The sequence below is a fragment of the Kordiimonas sp. genome, assembly GCF_048260245.1.
In the GTDB taxonomy this organism is placed as follows: Bacteria; Pseudomonadota; Alphaproteobacteria; order Sphingomonadales; family Kordiimonadaceae; genus Kordiimonas.
This window is the reverse complement of the sequence record NZ_JBLXGZ010000003.1, coordinates 33842-48729: the sequence shown is the minus strand read 5'-3', so window position 1 is coordinate 48729 and position 14888 is coordinate 33842. Positions and strand designations below refer to the sequence as shown.

Genomic DNA, 14888 nt, shown 5'->3' with positions numbered 1-14888 from the left:
GTCTCCCAAAAATCTTTGCCTCAGCTATACCCCATGTGCGCCCGCGTGCAAACCAACAAGAAAGTGAACAAGGGACACCTAAGACGTTAGCTAAGCTTTTGTAAAAACGCGTAAATTTTCTATGGTCTTTTATACGCTGTGCCCATAGTCTTGGTTCATAGAGGCTTTAGGCAGCCGTTTGGGGGCGAGAGGAAACGGGGAGTTCGCACCGTTTCAAGCTTTCGCTGTTTAAATTTTTAAACTTGGATTTTTCAGGCAAATGCAAGTTGAACAAACTGAAAATCTTTCGCCTTTTCTGGCGGATCTGACAGACATTCTCGTCGCCTCGGTAGCGGCAGGTGCTTCCATCGGCTTTGTTCCGCCGCTCGCGCGGCAGGTCGCCGAAGACTATTGGCTCAGCGTGCAGGAAGCCGTCAAGGATGGTCGCACCATTCTTTTGTTGGCGACCGAAAACGGCAAGGCGTATGGCAGTGTCCAGCTTGTGCCTTGCAGCAAAGGCAATGCGCATCACCGGGCGGAAGTTCACAAGCTGATGGTTGGCCCACGGTCGCGCCGACACGGCATCGGCCGCCGGCTAATGGCTGCGCTCGAGCATACAGCGTGGGAGAACGGGCGTACACTGCTTATTCTTGATACCCGCCGCAGCGATGTGGCAGACGGGCTATATGGCCGCATGGGCTACACCCGTTTTGGTATCGTACCCGCCTTCACAATTGACACCGACGGCACAAGTCATGATACGTGTTTCTTCTATAAGCACCTGACACCCGCCAAGTGAACTATCCATCACAAGCCTTTACCAAGCGAGAATATAATGCCCTTCAACAGCCCTAATCCCGAGACATATGACCTTTTGATGAACCGTCGCAGCGTTAAGGCGCGCGACATGGTTGGTCCCGGCCCCGGCGAGGGCGAGATAAAAAAGATCCTCGATGCAGCGCTCAGGGTACCCGATCACGGCAAACTGTCCCCGTGGCGATATCTGGTACTTGAAGGCAGCGAACGCGACAAGCTTGGCGACCTGATCGCCCGCGCCTTGGTGGAAGAGAATGAGAGCAGCCCCAAGGTTGCGGAAAAAATGAAAGGCTACGCCACACAAGGCCCTGTGCTGGTGGTTGCCATCTCAAGCACCAATGCGGAAAGCTCCATCCCGGTGTGGGAGCAGGAACTATCCGCCGGGGCTGCCTGCCAGAATATGATCATTGCCGCCACCGCACTTGGTTATGCCAGTTGCTGGCTGACGGGTTGGGCGTCCTACAGCCCCACAGTCAAGGGCGGGCTTGGGCTTGCGCCGCACGAGAATATTGCGGGCTTCATTTTCTTTGGCAATCAGGCTGACGAGCCAAGCGAGCGTCCCCGGCCTGAATTTGACAGCCATGTGACTTGGGGTTTCCCGTCCTGACCTGATAGGCTCATACGCCCAACAACGGTCAGAGGACAATATGCCCCTATCCAAAAGCTATAAAGCCGAGCCAGCCTTTGCCACCCTTGGTGAGGGTTTTGGCGACGAGGTGGAGGCGGCAGACTTCCCCCGCCACACCCTGCGTTACCGCAATGACCACGCTGCAGCAGAGGTGGGGCTTGATAGCCTAAGCGATGAAGAATGGGTTGCACACTGTGCAAGGTTTGAGCAACTGCCAGACAATCTGGCCACCCCGATTGCACAGCGGTATCACGGCCACCAGTTTCAGGTTTATAACCCTGACATCGGTGACGGCCGCGGTTTCCTGTTTGCACAAATGCGCGATAAGACCGGCCGCCTGATGGACCTTGGCACCAAGGGTTCGGGCCGCACACCCCACAGTCGTTCCGGCGATGGGCGGTTAACGCTCAAGGGCGGTGTGCGCGAAATCATGGCGAGCGAAATGCTTGAGGCGCTGGGTACCTACACCAGCCGCACATTCTCAATTGTGGAGACCGGCGAAAGCCTGATGCGGGGGGACGAGCCGTCACCCACCCGTTCCGCCGTAATGGTGCGCCTTACCCACGGCAATATCCGCATAGGCACCTTCCAGCGCCATGCCTATTTCAGCGATACTGATCAACTGAATACGCTGGTGAGATACTGCCTGAAATATTATTACGATACCGAAATTAATGGCAGCGACGCTGACCGCGCCCTTGCATTTCTTGGCATGGTGATGGAGCGCGTGGCGGCACAGGCCGCGGACCTGATGGCGGCGGGTTTTGTACACGGCGTGCTGAATACCGATAATATCAACATCACCGGTGAGATATTCGATTTTGGCCCCTGGCGCTTCCTGCCGCACATGGAGCTTGGCTTCACCGCAGCTTATTTTGATGAGCGTGGCCTCTATGCCTATGGCCGCCAGCCCGATGCGCTGCACTGGAATATCTACCAGCTTGGCGGCGCGCTGGCAGACATCTGTGAAGAACAGGCGCTCAAGGATGTGCTGGAACCTTTCCCGAAGGTGTATCTTTCTGCACTTCGCGCCAAGCTTTTCGCGCGCATGGGCGTGAAACCGAAGGACGACAAACGAGACGATGCCCTGCTCACGGCGGTCAACAATTTCATGCTGCGGGAAAAATTTCCCTATGAGCGTTTCTTCTTTGACTGGTTTGGCGGCGGGCAAAGCGAAAGGCGCGCGGCCAAAAGCCCGGAAGCCACACGCTATGAGGCGGACGCAGAACTGAAAGCCGCCATCACCAGCTATGAGCCAGCGCGGCCCAATGCGCTGAACCACCCATATTTCAGCGGCGTCCCCTGCACCATGCTGATTGAGGAACTGGAAGACATCTGGTCCCATATCGCTGAGCGAGATGACTGGCAGCCCCTCAACGACAAAATCGCCGCCATACGCCAGATGGGCGATGCGCTGGCTAGGTGAGACGCCGGGAGTGAGACGCCGGAAACTGGGCCACGTGGAGCCTGCCATGCCGGAAAGCGCAACACCGGGTTGCCGTAACACACCCTAGTGCCGCCACATATACACCGTATCTTTGACAAACCATTGAGGAGGAAAAGATGCCCGCCCAAAAAATTACCTTCAAAGGCGCGCTTGGCGCTGACCTGGCCGCCAAACTGGATACGCCCGATGGCACCCCGCGTGCCTACGCACTTTTTGCCCACTGTTTTACCTGCGGCAAGGACCTGAACGCCATCAACCGTATTGCAAAGGCGCTAAATGACGACGACATTGCCCTGTTCCGGTTTGATTTCACCGGGCTTGGCCGCTCAAACGGGGATTTTGCCAACACCAATTTTTCATCCAACGTGGCCGACCTGCTGGCGGCGGCTGATTTCATGCGTGATGAGCTTGAAGCCCCGGCCATCATGATGGGCCATAGCCTGGGCGGTGCCGCGACCCTTGTTGCTGCCGGCAAAGTGCCGGAGGTAAAAGCCGTCGCCACCATTGCCGCACCGTTTGACAGTGAAAATGTGCTCAAGCAATTCAGCGACGACCTCGACCGCATTGCCGAACAGGGCGAGGCAACCGTGTCCCTTGCCGGACGCCCGTTCAAGATCAAACACCAGTTTGTCGAGGACGCGCGCGCCCAAAACGTGGAAGCGGCGATCAAGGCCTTGAAAAAGCCGCTACTGGTGATGCACAGCCCGGTGGACGAAACCGTCTCGGTCGACCACGCGCGGCGCATCTTTGTCGCCGCCAAACATCCCAAAAGCTATGTCTCGCTTGACCTTGCCGACCACCTGTTGATGGAGCGCCCGCACGACGGCGTTTATGTTGCGCGTGTGCTGTCGGCCTGGGCCAGCCAGTATCTGGACGACGTCACAAGCTGATTGAAAATTACCGTATTTATTGTATAATGCCTCCCTTACGGGTATGTGCGGTATGGCGCAGCTTTGTACAGAGGTAACGCCGGAGAAATCGCATTGCCCTTATTTGACGGGGGCTTTCATCATGAGAATATTTTGTGCAGCCGCATGCCTGCTTGTCTGCCTGCAGGGCCCCATGGCGCAAGCCTTGGAAAATGAACCCGCGACTGCTGATCTCAACCAGCTTGCCAGCCAGCTTCAACAGCTTAACCCGTCAGACTTGCAGGCACTCCAAAACAAGCTGGCACCGGGGCAGAACACAACAGATATTGCCGCATTGTTGCGAAGCGCACAGAACCAGCCGCCCACTACTGTCTTTCAGCTTCCCGGCGGCCTTCAAGGGGTTTTGAATGGCAAGGCTTTGGAAGCGCTTCTAAAGGAGGCGGCCAAAGCCAAGGACGATCATTTGTCGCTTCAACTCACCCGACCGGAGGACCAATACAAGATACCCACCGTTGGCAACCCGGTCCTACCGACCCTGCCAACCCAGCCCGGCGTGGCGCTTCCCGGTGCTGGCGGGACTAGACTGCCGGCCCAGCGTTGCAACCTGCCGCCATATTGCAAGCATGTCACCATACCCGGTCCGCTTTGCAAATGTCCGGAAGAAGATGAAGACCGTAGCGGAGGCCGCCCCCAATGACACAACTTGATAAAATGATCTTGGCCATAGTGATTGCTTTTTTACTGCCTTTGGCCGCCCACGCTTCTGGGGATAACCCCTATGCCGAGAAAAGTCAGGCGGAGCTGGCCGAAATTGCCAAAGCTCAGGAAGACATTCTGAACGACCTCGCCGCCCAGCTTGATCAGTTGAAGGCCCAGCGGGCGCCAGACCCGGCGGTGCTTGCCGCCGCCAAGGAAGTCGAGATTGCTTACTATAAAGCGCAAACTCAGCAGAACAAAACCATTGCCGCCCTTCTACTGAAGCAGGAAGATATCTTCCTCTATCAGGATATCGCGTCCTATACGCTACTGGTCATGGTCGTTGTCATCACCATGGCGGGTATCGTTTTTTCCGCGAAGGAATTAAACCGGTCAATGGCAGCAGCGCCGCCCGCCGCAAATACAGATTCCACCATAGACAGGGCCACAGACAACATGACCGCAGAAACGGGGCCAAAAAACACAACAGCCCCCCAAGCGATACCAAACAATATCAAGATCGGGTTTTCCGGCATTCAGATCACGTCAGCACTCACGGGCATCACAGTCCTGACCCTTTCGCTGGCATTCCTGTACCTGTTCCTCAAGGAAGTATATCAAATTGAAGCCGTGCGCGTACCCCATATCGAGGATCAGGCGCAAACCGGATAAGCCTTAGCCGTTAGCGACCAATATGTACGGCGCCCCGCTCATGGGCTGGCAGGATATACCGCTCTATGATCTCGGTCGTGCGGGCGTGCATACCGCGTGTATTGTAGGCCGTGGCGGTAATCACCGTCACAAGCTTTAATCCCGGAATAACCACAACCTTGTTGCCGCCGTTACCCGACATATAATAGGCGGCGTGATTTTGACCTGTCGTAGCGCTTTTGAAATCCTGCACCCACCATAGATAGCCGTAGGACTGCCGGTCATTAACAGTGCGCAGCGGTTTGGTTGACCGCGCCACCCAACCCTTGGGCAGAATTCGCCTGCCATTCCAGACACCATCGGCGCGCGCCAATTCTGCCAGTTGCCAAAGATCGCGGCTCCTGAGCCGTAACCCGCCGCCGGTTTGCACTTCGCCCAAAGGCGAGCGAAACCACTCAAACTGCGTGATACCGAGCGGGCGGAAAATGGCGTTCTGGATAAAATCATCCACGGCCAGGCCTGTGGCGCGTTCCAGTACCTGTCCCAGCAGGAACACACCCGCCGTGCAGTAGCGGAAAGAACCAAGCCCCGATGCATCACGCGTGTAATTTGCCTCAGACGGTAAACCCAGCACGAAATCGGTCCAGTTTTCCTGCTCGTGCATTTTGTCTTCATACCCCGCACTGCCACTGTCATTGTCGTCGCAATCAAGTGCCGAGCTCATGGTCAGCAAGTCGCGAACCGAGATTGCGCCTTTCTGCCTGTCCATGCTGTTATGCTTTTCCGGGCTGCCGAAAAACGGGAACACAGCATCGCCCTCGCGCTCAAGCGCGCCCTGATATATCGCCGCCCCCACAGCCATGCCGGTCAGTGTTTTGGTCACCGACCGCGTGTCGTTCAGCACCTGCGGTCCACCTGAGCCAAAATAGTATTCTTCCACAACGTGCCCGTCTTTTGCGATCAACACGCTGGTTATGTCCGGGTAGATGCCCTTGCCGATTGCACGCACCAGTTCATCGGTGGTGCCGTTCGAGGCGTGAACCACCGGTGCGGTGAGGCAGATAATAACCGCTAAAAGACGTGTCATTAAGGGGGCCAAATGGCGAGGCAGGCGCATGTAATTCCTCTCTGGGTCACGAAGCAGGGCACATTTTAATCCACGTCAAGTGCGGCCAAACTATGGTTCCCCAACGGCGGTAAATCCTGAGCAGGGAGCCTACTCCGCTTTTGCCGCGGCGGCAAATATGCCTTCCAGCACCTCAAACGGTAGCATGACCGAGCCGTGCCGACCGGGGTGGTCCTGCACTGGGGCCAGCCGCGCAAGCGCTTCCCATTTTGGCGGGAAATCGGCCTCGCCGGTTTTCACCATATGGCGGAAACGTGCAGCGATGTCCGCCAGTTCATCCTCATTCAGGCCAATGACATGCTGACCGACAATGGCGGATGCCGCCTGCCCCAGCGCACAGGCTTTCACTTCCCAGCCGAAAGTCTTGATCCGCCCCAGCACAAGATGGGCATCGGCGCTGATGCGGCTACCGCAAATGCGGCTGGTCTTTGTCACCGTCACGTCTGCCGCCACCAATCGTTCCTGATGGGGGATGCGCGTGGTCCAGCGCAATATGTCGGTGTTGTAAAGTTCGGTCATGCTTCAGCCTGAACGTTGATCCGGAAAGCCCCCCTGTTCGTAAAACGACAGTGTCAGATTGCCAAGGGACAAAATTGTGATCGTTTTCGAATCTTGCCTTCGTCTTGAAATCCCGCTAATCCTGACCATATCAATCTTTGTTTGTGTGTGGCTCACCCACACCGGTTTACATACTGCCCCGGCGAAATCTCGCCACGAAGGGGTTTCATCCACAGAAAGGAATTCTTGATGGATGCCGTACTTGAAAGGGCCGAAGCTGGCTCTGAACTGAAGGTCATCCCGGATGGTGCTCGCGCGAGTTCCGGTGGCCGCCCAACGCGCGCCGAAGCTGAAGCCGCTGTCCGCACCCTCATTCGCTGGGCCGGGGATGACCCTAGCCGCGAAGGCTTACTCGACACACCAAAACGTGTCGCCAAGGCCTATGAGGAATTTTTCGCCGGCTACAAAGCCGACCCCGAAGAAATTCTCGCCCGCACCTTTGACGAGGTTGCCGGTTACGACGACATGGTGGTGCTGCGCGGCATCCGCGTGGAAAGCCACTGTGAGCACCATATGGTGCCAGTGCAGGGCACCGCGCATGTCGCCTATATGCCAAATGGTAGCGTTGTGGGCATTTCCAAGCTCGCGCGCATCGTGGAAGCTTATGCCCGCCGCCTGCAAACGCAGGAGACAATGACAGCCCAGATCGCTGACGCGATTGAAAAACACCTGGACCCCAAAGGCGTGGCCGTTGTGGTGGATGCCACCCACCAGTGCATGACCTGCCGCGGGGTGAAGCATCACGGTGTTTACACCATTACCCGCCAGTTCCGCGGTTGCTTTAAGGAAGCCGATCAGGAACGTCGTTTCTGGGATTTGATCCGCGGCTAACTTTGCACCCAAGAAACTGTGACTTGATGAAGCGGCGTGATCATATGATGATGCCGCTTCATGTATTTTGAGGAATTGCGTGTGATTAACTTCGCCGACAGAGATGATAAAAAGGCAATCGAGCACGGCCTTGGGTTTGCTCCCAAATTTGACGACCGTGGCCTGATCCCGGTGGTGACGACATGTGCCAAAACCGGCCGCGTGCTGATGCAGGCATGGATGAACGCGGAAGCAATCGCCAAAACGATCGAGACCGGACAAGCGCATTATTTCTCCCGCTCGCGCCAAAGCCTCTGGCACAAGGGCGCAACCTCGGGCGAGTTCCAATTGGTGCGCGACTTCCGCACAGACTGTGACCAGGACAGCCTGTGGCTGGTCGTGGATCAAAAAGGCGGCAAATGCTGCCATGTTGGCCACACTAGCTGCTTTTACCGCAGTATTCCCATTGGTCAAAACCTGGCTGACGGTCAGGCCGTAAAGCTTGTCAGCGATGAAGAATAAACTGCTTTCGCTTTTTGTGGCCCTTGTCCTTTGTGTGCCTGCAGCGTTCGCCCACGATGAGGCAACGATGAGCGCCAAGGAACGGCTACGCAAAATGCGCGAGGCGGGCACCCTGCCGCAAAATGTGGTCACCAGTTTCAACCGTCCAACAGTGGACAGCACCACAGCGCCGTGGCGTTCGGTCGGACGGGTCAATATTGGCGGCAGGGCACACTGCACCGGCAGCCTTGTGGGGGAACGCCTTGTGCTGACCGCCGCGCACTGCCTGTATTCCAAAGCACAGGCGCGTATGGTGGTACCGTCTATCGTGCACTTTGTGGCCGGTTATCACTCCGGCGGGTATGCAGGGCATTCAAAAGTCGCGTCCTATAAGGTCCACCCTGCTTTTGACGGCACCATCGGCGCATCGCACAAAAACCTGCCGTACGACTGGGCGCTGCTGACCCTGCATGACCCCTTGGGCAAAGATCTTGGCTACCTGTCTTTCCCCAGCGACCTTACGCTGGATGAAGACGGTAACGCCCGCAGTACGCTCTATAGCCCCATCGTCACGGTAGCCGGATACCCCGGAGACCGCGCACACCTGCTGTCGCTAGAGCAGGGCTGCAAGGTACAGGCCGTTGCGCAAAAAGGCCACGTGCTGATGACTGACTGCGTTTCGATCAAGGGCGACAGCGGTGGCCCTATTCTGCAAAACACCAAGGACGGCTGGCATATCCTTGGTATCCAGACAGCCAATACCCGCATCAACAACCGTGTTGTCAGCATGGGTGTGTCCGCGCTCGCTTTCTGGCCCAGCTACCGAGATTTACTGCAAGTGCAACAATAAACGCTATATAGTAACATTTTATCGCAGGACTAACACTTTCCGTCGCACGCCGGTTGCGAGGGGTTGTGTCTCGGCTGACTCTGTATTGGCTTCGAGTGAGTTGGTCCTAAAGAGCCCGGCTGCACAAGATGCATGTCGCGACAGCGACACGGTAAAACGAGGTCAACAACGGGGCCTCCGGCTGACTGTCCTCGCCGGGGTTCCTCCTGTCAAGCGACTGCCCCACTCCCCCCGGGTGGGGCATTTTTTCGGCTTCCTGTCTGCCCGGCTAGAACCGTCCCCCATCATAGCGGTGTGCATGTCCCGCAATTATGTGCGCGCGCCCGTCAGTTCCATATAATGTGTGATCGGCTTGGGCGAGCCGGTATAAAACCCTTGCACTTCATCGCCATTCTCCAGCCTCAGCATCGCCAGTTGCGTCTCATTTTCGACACCCTCCGCCAGCACGGGAATATTCAGTCCGTGTGCCAGTCCGATCATGCCCTTGACGATTCCCAGCGACTGGTCGTCGGTTCTGAGATTGGTGATGAAGCTTTTATCGATCTTGATCTTGTCAAACGGGAACTGCCGTAGGTAACTGAGCGAAGAATAGCCAGTACCAAAGTCATCCATCGCCAACAATATGCCTTTATTTTTCAACCGCCTCAGCATACCCAGCGCACGGGTCTCATCTTCAATAAGCACACCTTCGGTAATCTCGACTTCAAGCCGGGACGGGTCAAGGCCGCAGTCTTCCAGTATCGCCTCTATCTTTGCCGGCAGGTCATCGTCCTCAAATTGCACCGGCGACAGGTTGACCGCGATCCGCAGCGGCTTTTCCCATCGCGCCGCCTCCCGGCAGGCTTCGTGGAAAATCCAGTTGCCGACCTCGACAATCAAGCCGCTTTCTTCTGCGAGAGGGATAAACTCGGCCGGGGACACCACCCCTCGCTGTGGATGTTGCCACCGCGCCAAAGCTTCAAAGCCAGCCACAGCGCCGGTTTCAATATCGAATTGCGGTTGATACAGCAGGAATATCTGCCCCCCGGCCAAGGCGTCCGCCAGTTGATACTTCAATTTGCGTCGCTCCTCGAGCGCTCTATCCGCCTCGAGTTCGTAAAATGAAAAAGTTCCGCGTCCAATGGTCTTGGCTTTTTTCATTGCAATTTCCGCCCGTGCCAGCAGGTGGGCTGGCGTGTCTGCATCATCCGGGGCGATCGCTGTCCCGATACAGGCGGTCACGCGAATTTCCTGGCCTGATATGGTGAAAGGCTGCTCCAGCTTCTTACGCAACCGCTCCAGCAACAATTGTGCATTTTCCGACAGCTTCACACATTCCTGCACTATACAGAACTGGTCGGCACCGATGCGTGCCAGCGTCACCATCCCGCGCAGGCTGCCCTGCAATCGCCCGGCGACATATCTGAGCAATTGATCAGCGGAAGCCTGTCCAATCGCTGTATTGAGTTCCTGAAATCCGTCCAGATCCAGATAATGCAACATCACCTTGTGGTCAGCTTCCACAGCGGCCTGCATGGCATGGAGTAAACGGTCCATCATCAGGTGCCTGTTTGCGAGGCCGGTGAGGCGGTCATAATTGGCAAGGTAATTGATACGTTTCTCTGCAGCGCGGCGCTCGCTCAGGTCGCGTACAACAGCAACATTGTGCGCCTCACCCGCCACGACCGCGCATTTGAAATAAAGCTCGGTGGGTATCTCCTCCAGCGTGGCACTGACAAGCGTTGCTTCCTCAAGTTTCGCGCCTGCTTCCGCCAACTGCGTAACATTTTGCCCTGTGGGAAAGTCCCGGAAATACAGCACGAAATTTTCACCCTTGATCTTGCGCAATGGTATGCCGACAAGGCGCAGAAAACTGGCGTTGGCATTGACGATATGGCCACCATGGTCCACGACCACGATGCCCTCGATCGCGGCATCCGCCAAGCTTCTGAGCCGGTCCACCTCAATTGCGCCCCGGCGGGTAAGCCGGAAATCGGTCAGCGCCATCGCCAGACTGCCACTCAGGAGCGCAATGGCCGAAATGGAAACAACAAACCCCATGACTGTGTCTGACACCAGTTTGTCAGGAATGGGCACTGCGGGGTCAAAATGCACCATGGTACCAGCCACGGATATCTGATGCAGCGCAACCATCGCGCTGGCCAGCAAAAGTGTCGCCAGAATTTGCCGGACGCTGTCTTCCGTCTTGTTCATTACCACCATGGCAGCAGCAGAGAGGAGGAGCGCCGAAATCACCGCTACAGCGCTGTAGCCTGGATCGAACGTCAGCTCGCCCTGCATCCGGAGTGTGCCCATTTCGATAAAATGGATAACAACGATACCAACCCCCACGACAAGGCCAGCCGAAAGCCGTCCCCGAAGCGTGCGGTTATAGGTCGACAGCACGAAGCCCGCGCCTACGATCAGGATGCTGAGCGCGCCGGCAACACCACTCATGACCACGCTATGCTTGACGGGTATATTGATGTCCCAGCCCAGCGACGCCACCATATGGGTAGCCCAGATACCGCTGCCCACCGATAGTGCGGCCGTAATCAGCCAGCCCTTACGGTCACGCTCCACGCAAACCCGTGTACGCTGCAGCAGAAAAAGACAGGTCACCGAACAAAAAATCGCAAGAAAAACGGTGAGCACCATAATGCCTGCGTCATGATCGTATATGAAACTGGTGAGAATTCTCTCAATCATGACACTGTCCCAAAGCTTCAACGAGATATGCGATCATATTTTACGAAACATCGTTTGAAAAAACGTTAACCGCCCCGCCTGCCGCCACGCCACTATTAACCAGGGAAGACAATCTTGCAAACGGCGCGTAGAATGTTTTTTACCGTCATAAATGAAGGGAAACATATATGCCGTATGAGAATGCCGTTACTGCCCTTCAGGCCCGCTTCCACGATCAATTGTCCTTGCAGATGCCGGAGCGCCAAGCACACGGCCGGGACGAGGGCGGTCATGAGGGCATGCCGCCCGATGCCGTCCTTCGCGCGCACTCAACCGGCGACGTCGCAGACGCTGTCGCCATATGCTCTCGGTATCGTATGCCGGTGATTCCATTCGGAGCGGGCACTTCGCTTGAGGGGCATGTTTGCGCCCCTCTTGGCGGACTGACAATCGACCTGTCCGCAATGCAGGATATCCTCACGCTGAATGAAACCGATCAAGACGTGAGGGTACAGGCCGGAGTGACACGGCAGGCTCTCAACGCCTACCTCCGCGACAAAGGCCTGTTTTTCCCGGTTGACCCCGGTTCGGAATGCACCCTTGGCGGCATGGCTGCGACACGGGCTTCCGGCACAAACGCTGTGCGCTACGGCACCATGCGTGAGCAGGTTCTGTCCTTGCAGGTCGTCACCACAAGCGGCGAGATTATCGAAACCGGCACCCGGGCACGAAAATCAGCTGCGGGGCTGGACCTGAGCCACCTTTTCGTCGGCTCCGAGGGTACGCTGGGCGTCATCACGGAACTCAGCCTCAAACTGCACGGCATCCCTGAGAAGCAGGCCGCTGGTGTATGCCGCTTCCCCAACCTGAAAGCTGCAACTGATACAGTCATGAACACCATACAAATGGGCATTCCCGTCTCGCGCATTGAACTTCTGGATGAGCTTTCCATTCGTGCAGTGAATGCGCACGCGGGCACAACTCACATCGAAGCCCCGACACTTTTCCTCGAATTTGGCGGAACACCCGCGGGGGTAGACGAACAAATCGCCACTTTTACCGATCTGGCCCTGTCCTGCGGCGGAGCGCACATTGAATTTGCAGATAATCAGGAGAATATCAGCCGCATGTGGCATGCCCGACACAACCTGTACTATGCCACGCTTGCCATGGGGCCGGGCAAGCGGATAGTCACCACCGATGTCTGCGTGCCCATATCCCGCCTTGGTGACTGCATGCTGGAAACCCGCGGCGATCTGCAAAATAGTCCGATCATGGCCACAATGCTGGGCCATGTAGGCGACGGCAACTTCCATACCATCATGCTGGCCGACCCGGACAGCAGGGAGGAAATGGCGGCCATGCAAGCCTTGAACGAGCGTATGGTCCGGCGGGCCATTGAGATGGGCGGCACTTGCACCGGCGAACATGGCATCGGTATGGGCAAGCGCACGTTCCTTGAGTGGGAGAAAGGCCCGGCACTGGCCCTTATGCGACAGATAAAGACGGCGCTTGACCCGCATGGTATCATGAACCCCGGCAAGATGTTGCCTGACTGAAATTCCGGAGAACTGCCCTGCTGCAGGAACTATATATTGCACTGACTTCCGAAGCTGCGGCTGGCGCGCGGCAAGCCGGGCTGGTGCGCGAACTGGCAGGCATTGCCGGCCGCCACAGGCGACAGAAAAAAGCCTGGGCCCCGCATCTGCAGCACACAAAGGAATGTATCAGCGCCCACCTGCATGAGGCAGATGCAAACGAACCTGTGCTTGTACTTGGCGCCGGGCTATGCCTTGACCTGCCGCTGGATGCCCTGAACGCCCACCCTGCTGGCGCCCTGCTGGTTGATGCCGTGCTGCCGCGCCGCAGCAAACGCCTTCTGGCTGGGTACGCTAACATCGAAACCGAATGCGCGGACCTGACCGGCTTTCTTGAGACCTTCACCGCAGCCGAGGACCCTTTTGGCCTGAGGCCGCCGAAAATCGCGCCCATGCCGCTTGCGGGATACGGCCTGGCCGTCAGTTGCAATATTCTCAGCCAGCTACCGCTTGCCTTTGCGGCCAGCCCTCCCCTGAACGATGCAGAACAGGAGCTGACAACCCGGGTGCAAAAGGCCCATGTACGCGCGCTGATGGCCATGGGCTGCCCTGCCCTTCTTATCACGGATTATCAGCGCGTTGAGACACATGGCGACCACAAGCATGTTTTCACCAGTGTTGACCGCGACCTCCTACCCGGTGACCCGCTGGAAGAATGGCAGTGGCACATTGCGCCGACAGGTGAGGCGGAGCGCGGACGTGACATTACCCTGAACGTCGGCGCGTGGCTGTTGGGAAGATAGCCATAAGGGGAGATAGCCCTCAAGCGACAGAACTATATGCACCTGCGTTGTTTTTCCCCATGGCAGGGCCATATCAGGACCGTTATAGTGTGCATCAGAACCCAGGCTGTCAGCACGCCTGCCCAGACCAGATGATTGAGGCTCCATGTTAGAAACCGTGCAAATTCCCGTCCTGTCGGATAATTATATTTACCTGATCCATGAGCCCAAATCGGGCGAAGTGGCGATTGTCGACCCGGCTGTGGAGGTCGAAGTGGTTGAGACACTGGAAGCCCGCGGCTGGACACCGGATTATATCCTGAATACCCATCACCATTATGACCATGTGGGCGCCAACCTTGCACTCAAACAGCGCTATGGCTTAAAGATCATCGGCCCCGCAGCTGAGCGTGACCGCATCCCCGGCCTTGATGTAGCCGTCGCCGAAGGTGACCACGTCCACCTCGGCGACATCGCCGCCGACGTTTATGACGTGCCGGGCCACACCAGCGGCCATATCGCCTATCATTTTGCAGCCGCCCATGCGCTTTTCTGTGGTGACACCATGTTTGCCATGGGCTGCGGGCGCCTGTTTGAAGGCACGCCTGAGCAGATGTGGCAATCATTGTCAAAGCTGATGCGCCTGCCCGACGAAACCCTGATATATTGCGCGCACGAATATACGCTGGCGAATGGCAAGTTCGCCCTGTCGGTGGAGCCGGACAACCCCGCCCTTCAGGCGCGAATGGCGAAGGTGCAGGCCTTGCGCCAAGACGGCAAACCGACCGTGCCCAGCGAACTGGGCACCGAGCGCCAGACAAACCCGTTCCTCAGGCCCATGAGCGACGAGATACAGGACAGGGTCGGGCTGATTGGCGCGCCATGGCCCAAGGTTTTTGCCGAAGTAAGACGCCTTAAAGACAGTTTTTAGCCCGGAACACACCGACACGATAATCCGCGAGGGGGATAA

Annotated in this window: 15 protein-coding genes; 12 read left to right on the top strand and 3 right to left on the bottom strand. The window is 57.1% G+C overall.

Going from position 1 to position 14888, the window contains the following annotated elements; translation table 11 throughout:
• Window positions 1-259: 259 nt before the first annotated feature.
• The 6 genes from ACN0VM_RS02695 (at window position 260) to ACN0VM_RS02670 (ending at window position 5107) form a co-directional block, all read left to right on the top strand.
• On the top strand, window positions 260-778 hold the full coding sequence (locus tag ACN0VM_RS02695) for a GNAT family N-acetyltransferase (RefSeq protein ID WP_417449298.1): 519 nt from the start codon (window positions 260-262) through the stop codon (window positions 776-778).
• A 36-nt stretch (window positions 779-814) separates the two neighbouring features.
• A complete protein-coding gene (locus ACN0VM_RS02690; protein WP_417449297.1) occupies window positions 815-1402 on the top strand; it encodes a nitroreductase in 588 nt (195 codons plus the stop codon).
• A gap of 40 nt (window positions 1403-1442) precedes the next feature.
• Window positions 1443-2849, top strand: a complete 1407-nt coding sequence (locus tag ACN0VM_RS02685) for a protein adenylyltransferase SelO family protein (RefSeq protein WP_417449296.1) — start codon at window positions 1443-1445, stop codon at window positions 2847-2849.
• 137 nt (window positions 2850-2986) lie between these two features.
• Complete coding sequence (locus tag ACN0VM_RS02680) at window positions 2987-3760, top strand: alpha/beta hydrolase family protein (protein WP_417449295.1); 774 nt, start codon at window positions 2987-2989, stop codon at window positions 3758-3760.
• 121 nt (window positions 3761-3881) lie between these two features.
• A complete protein-coding gene (locus ACN0VM_RS02675) occupies window positions 3882-4436 on the top strand; it encodes a hypothetical protein (protein ID WP_417449294.1) in 555 nt (184 codons plus the stop codon).
• A complete protein-coding gene (locus tag ACN0VM_RS02670) occupies window positions 4433-5107 on the top strand; it encodes a hypothetical protein (protein WP_417449293.1) in 675 nt (224 codons plus the stop codon). Before ACN0VM_RS02675 ends, ACN0VM_RS02670 begins: the two co-directional genes overlap by 4 nt.
• A gap of 10 nt (window positions 5108-5117) precedes the next feature.
• Here the strand turns inward: ACN0VM_RS02670 and ACN0VM_RS02665 are convergent, their stop codons facing one another.
• Together ACN0VM_RS02665 and ACN0VM_RS02660 are read right to left on the bottom strand one after the other, a co-directional pair.
• Window positions 5118-6173, bottom strand: a complete 1056-nt coding sequence (locus tag ACN0VM_RS02665; protein WP_417449292.1) for a serine hydrolase domain-containing protein — start codon at window positions 6171-6173, stop codon at window positions 5118-5120.
• Between the two features lie 129 nt (window positions 6174-6302).
• Entirely contained in the window at window positions 6303-6731 is a 429-nt protein-coding gene (locus tag ACN0VM_RS02660) for an iron-sulfur cluster assembly scaffold protein (RefSeq protein WP_417449291.1), read from the bottom strand.
• Window positions 6732-6959: 228 nt separating this feature from the next.
• Here ACN0VM_RS02660 and folE point away from each other — a divergent pair, with 228 nt between their 5' ends.
• From folE to ACN0VM_RS02645, 3 genes are read left to right on the top strand one after another with little or no spacing between them, the layout of a single operon-like run.
• Complete coding sequence (folE, locus tag ACN0VM_RS02655) at window positions 6960-7601, top strand: GTP cyclohydrolase I FolE (protein WP_417449290.1); 642 nt, start codon at window positions 6960-6962, stop codon at window positions 7599-7601.
• A 60-nt stretch (window positions 7602-7661) separates the two neighbouring features.
• The gene (gene hisI / locus ACN0VM_RS02650) at window positions 7662-8102 is read left to right on the top strand and encodes a phosphoribosyl-AMP cyclohydrolase (protein WP_417449289.1); all 441 of its coding nucleotides are present in this window, start codon (window positions 7662-7664) and stop codon (window positions 8100-8102) included.
• A complete protein-coding gene (locus ACN0VM_RS02645) occupies window positions 8092-8931 on the top strand; it encodes a trypsin-like serine peptidase (protein ID WP_417449288.1) in 840 nt (279 codons plus the stop codon). The genes hisI and ACN0VM_RS02645 overlap by 11 nt, the downstream gene beginning before the upstream one ends.
• Window positions 8932-9240: 309 nt before the next feature.
• Here ACN0VM_RS02645 and ACN0VM_RS02640 read toward each other — a convergent pair whose 3' ends face one another.
• A complete protein-coding gene (locus ACN0VM_RS02640; protein WP_417449287.1) occupies window positions 9241-11619 on the bottom strand; it encodes an EAL domain-containing protein in 2379 nt (792 codons plus the stop codon).
• A 167-nt stretch (window positions 11620-11786) separates the two neighbouring features.
• Here ACN0VM_RS02640 and ACN0VM_RS02635 point away from each other — a divergent pair, with 167 nt between their 5' ends.
• From ACN0VM_RS02635 to gloB, 3 genes are all read left to right on the top strand, one after another.
• Entirely contained in the window at window positions 11787-13157 is a 1371-nt protein-coding gene (locus tag ACN0VM_RS02635; protein WP_417449286.1) for an FAD-binding oxidoreductase, read from the top strand.
• A gap of 83 nt (window positions 13158-13240) precedes the next feature.
• On the top strand, window positions 13241-13939 hold the full coding sequence (locus ACN0VM_RS02630; protein WP_417449285.1) for a hypothetical protein: 699 nt from the start codon (window positions 13241-13243) through the stop codon (window positions 13937-13939).
• A 145-nt stretch (window positions 13940-14084) separates the two neighbouring features.
• Entirely contained in the window at window positions 14085-14849 is a 765-nt protein-coding gene (gene gloB / locus ACN0VM_RS02625; protein ID WP_417449284.1) for a hydroxyacylglutathione hydrolase, read from the top strand.
• The last annotated feature ends 39 nt before the right edge of the window (window positions 14850-14888 follow it).

What these genes read in the sequence shown, in the direction of transcription:
- ACN0VM_RS02695 (WP_417449298.1), top strand. Translation starts at nt 260, where the DNA reads ATGCAAGTTGAACAAACTGAAAATCTTTCGCCTTTTCTGGCGGATCTG.
- ACN0VM_RS02690 (WP_417449297.1), top strand. Translation starts at nt 815, where the DNA reads ATGCCCTTCAACAGCCCTAATCCCGAGACATATGACCTTTTGATGAAC.
- ACN0VM_RS02685 (WP_417449296.1), top strand. Translation starts at nt 1,443, where the DNA reads ATGCCCCTATCCAAAAGCTATAAAGCCGAGCCAGCCTTTGCCACCCTT.
- ACN0VM_RS02680 (WP_417449295.1), top strand. Translation starts at nt 2,987, where the DNA reads ATGCCCGCCCAAAAAATTACCTTCAAAGGCGCGCTTGGCGCTGACCTG.
- ACN0VM_RS02675 (WP_417449294.1), top strand. Translation starts at nt 3,882, where the DNA reads ATGAGAATATTTTGTGCAGCCGCATGCCTGCTTGTCTGCCTGCAGGGC.
- ACN0VM_RS02670 (WP_417449293.1), top strand. Translation starts at nt 4,433, where the DNA reads ATGACACAACTTGATAAAATGATCTTGGCCATAGTGATTGCTTTTTTA.
- ACN0VM_RS02665 (WP_417449292.1), bottom strand. Translation starts at nt 6,173, where the DNA reads ATGACACGTCTTTTAGCGGTTATTATCTGCCTCACCGCACCGGTGGTT.
- ACN0VM_RS02660 (WP_417449291.1), bottom strand. Translation starts at nt 6,731, where the DNA reads ATGACCGAACTTTACAACACCGACATATTGCGCTGGACCACGCGCATC.
- folE (WP_417449290.1), top strand. Translation starts at nt 6,960, where the DNA reads ATGGATGCCGTACTTGAAAGGGCCGAAGCTGGCTCTGAACTGAAGGTC.
- hisI (WP_417449289.1), top strand. Translation starts at nt 7,662, where the DNA reads ATGTATTTTGAGGAATTGCGTGTGATTAACTTCGCCGACAGAGATGAT.
- ACN0VM_RS02645 (WP_417449288.1), top strand. Translation starts at nt 8,092, where the DNA reads ATGAAGAATAAACTGCTTTCGCTTTTTGTGGCCCTTGTCCTTTGTGTG.
- ACN0VM_RS02640 (WP_417449287.1), bottom strand. Translation starts at nt 11,619, where the DNA reads ATGATTGAGAGAATTCTCACCAGTTTCATATACGATCATGACGCAGGC.
- ACN0VM_RS02635 (WP_417449286.1), top strand. Translation starts at nt 11,787, where the DNA reads ATGCCGTATGAGAATGCCGTTACTGCCCTTCAGGCCCGCTTCCACGAT.
- gloB (WP_417449284.1), top strand. Translation starts at nt 14,085, where the DNA reads ATGTTAGAAACCGTGCAAATTCCCGTCCTGTCGGATAATTATATTTAC.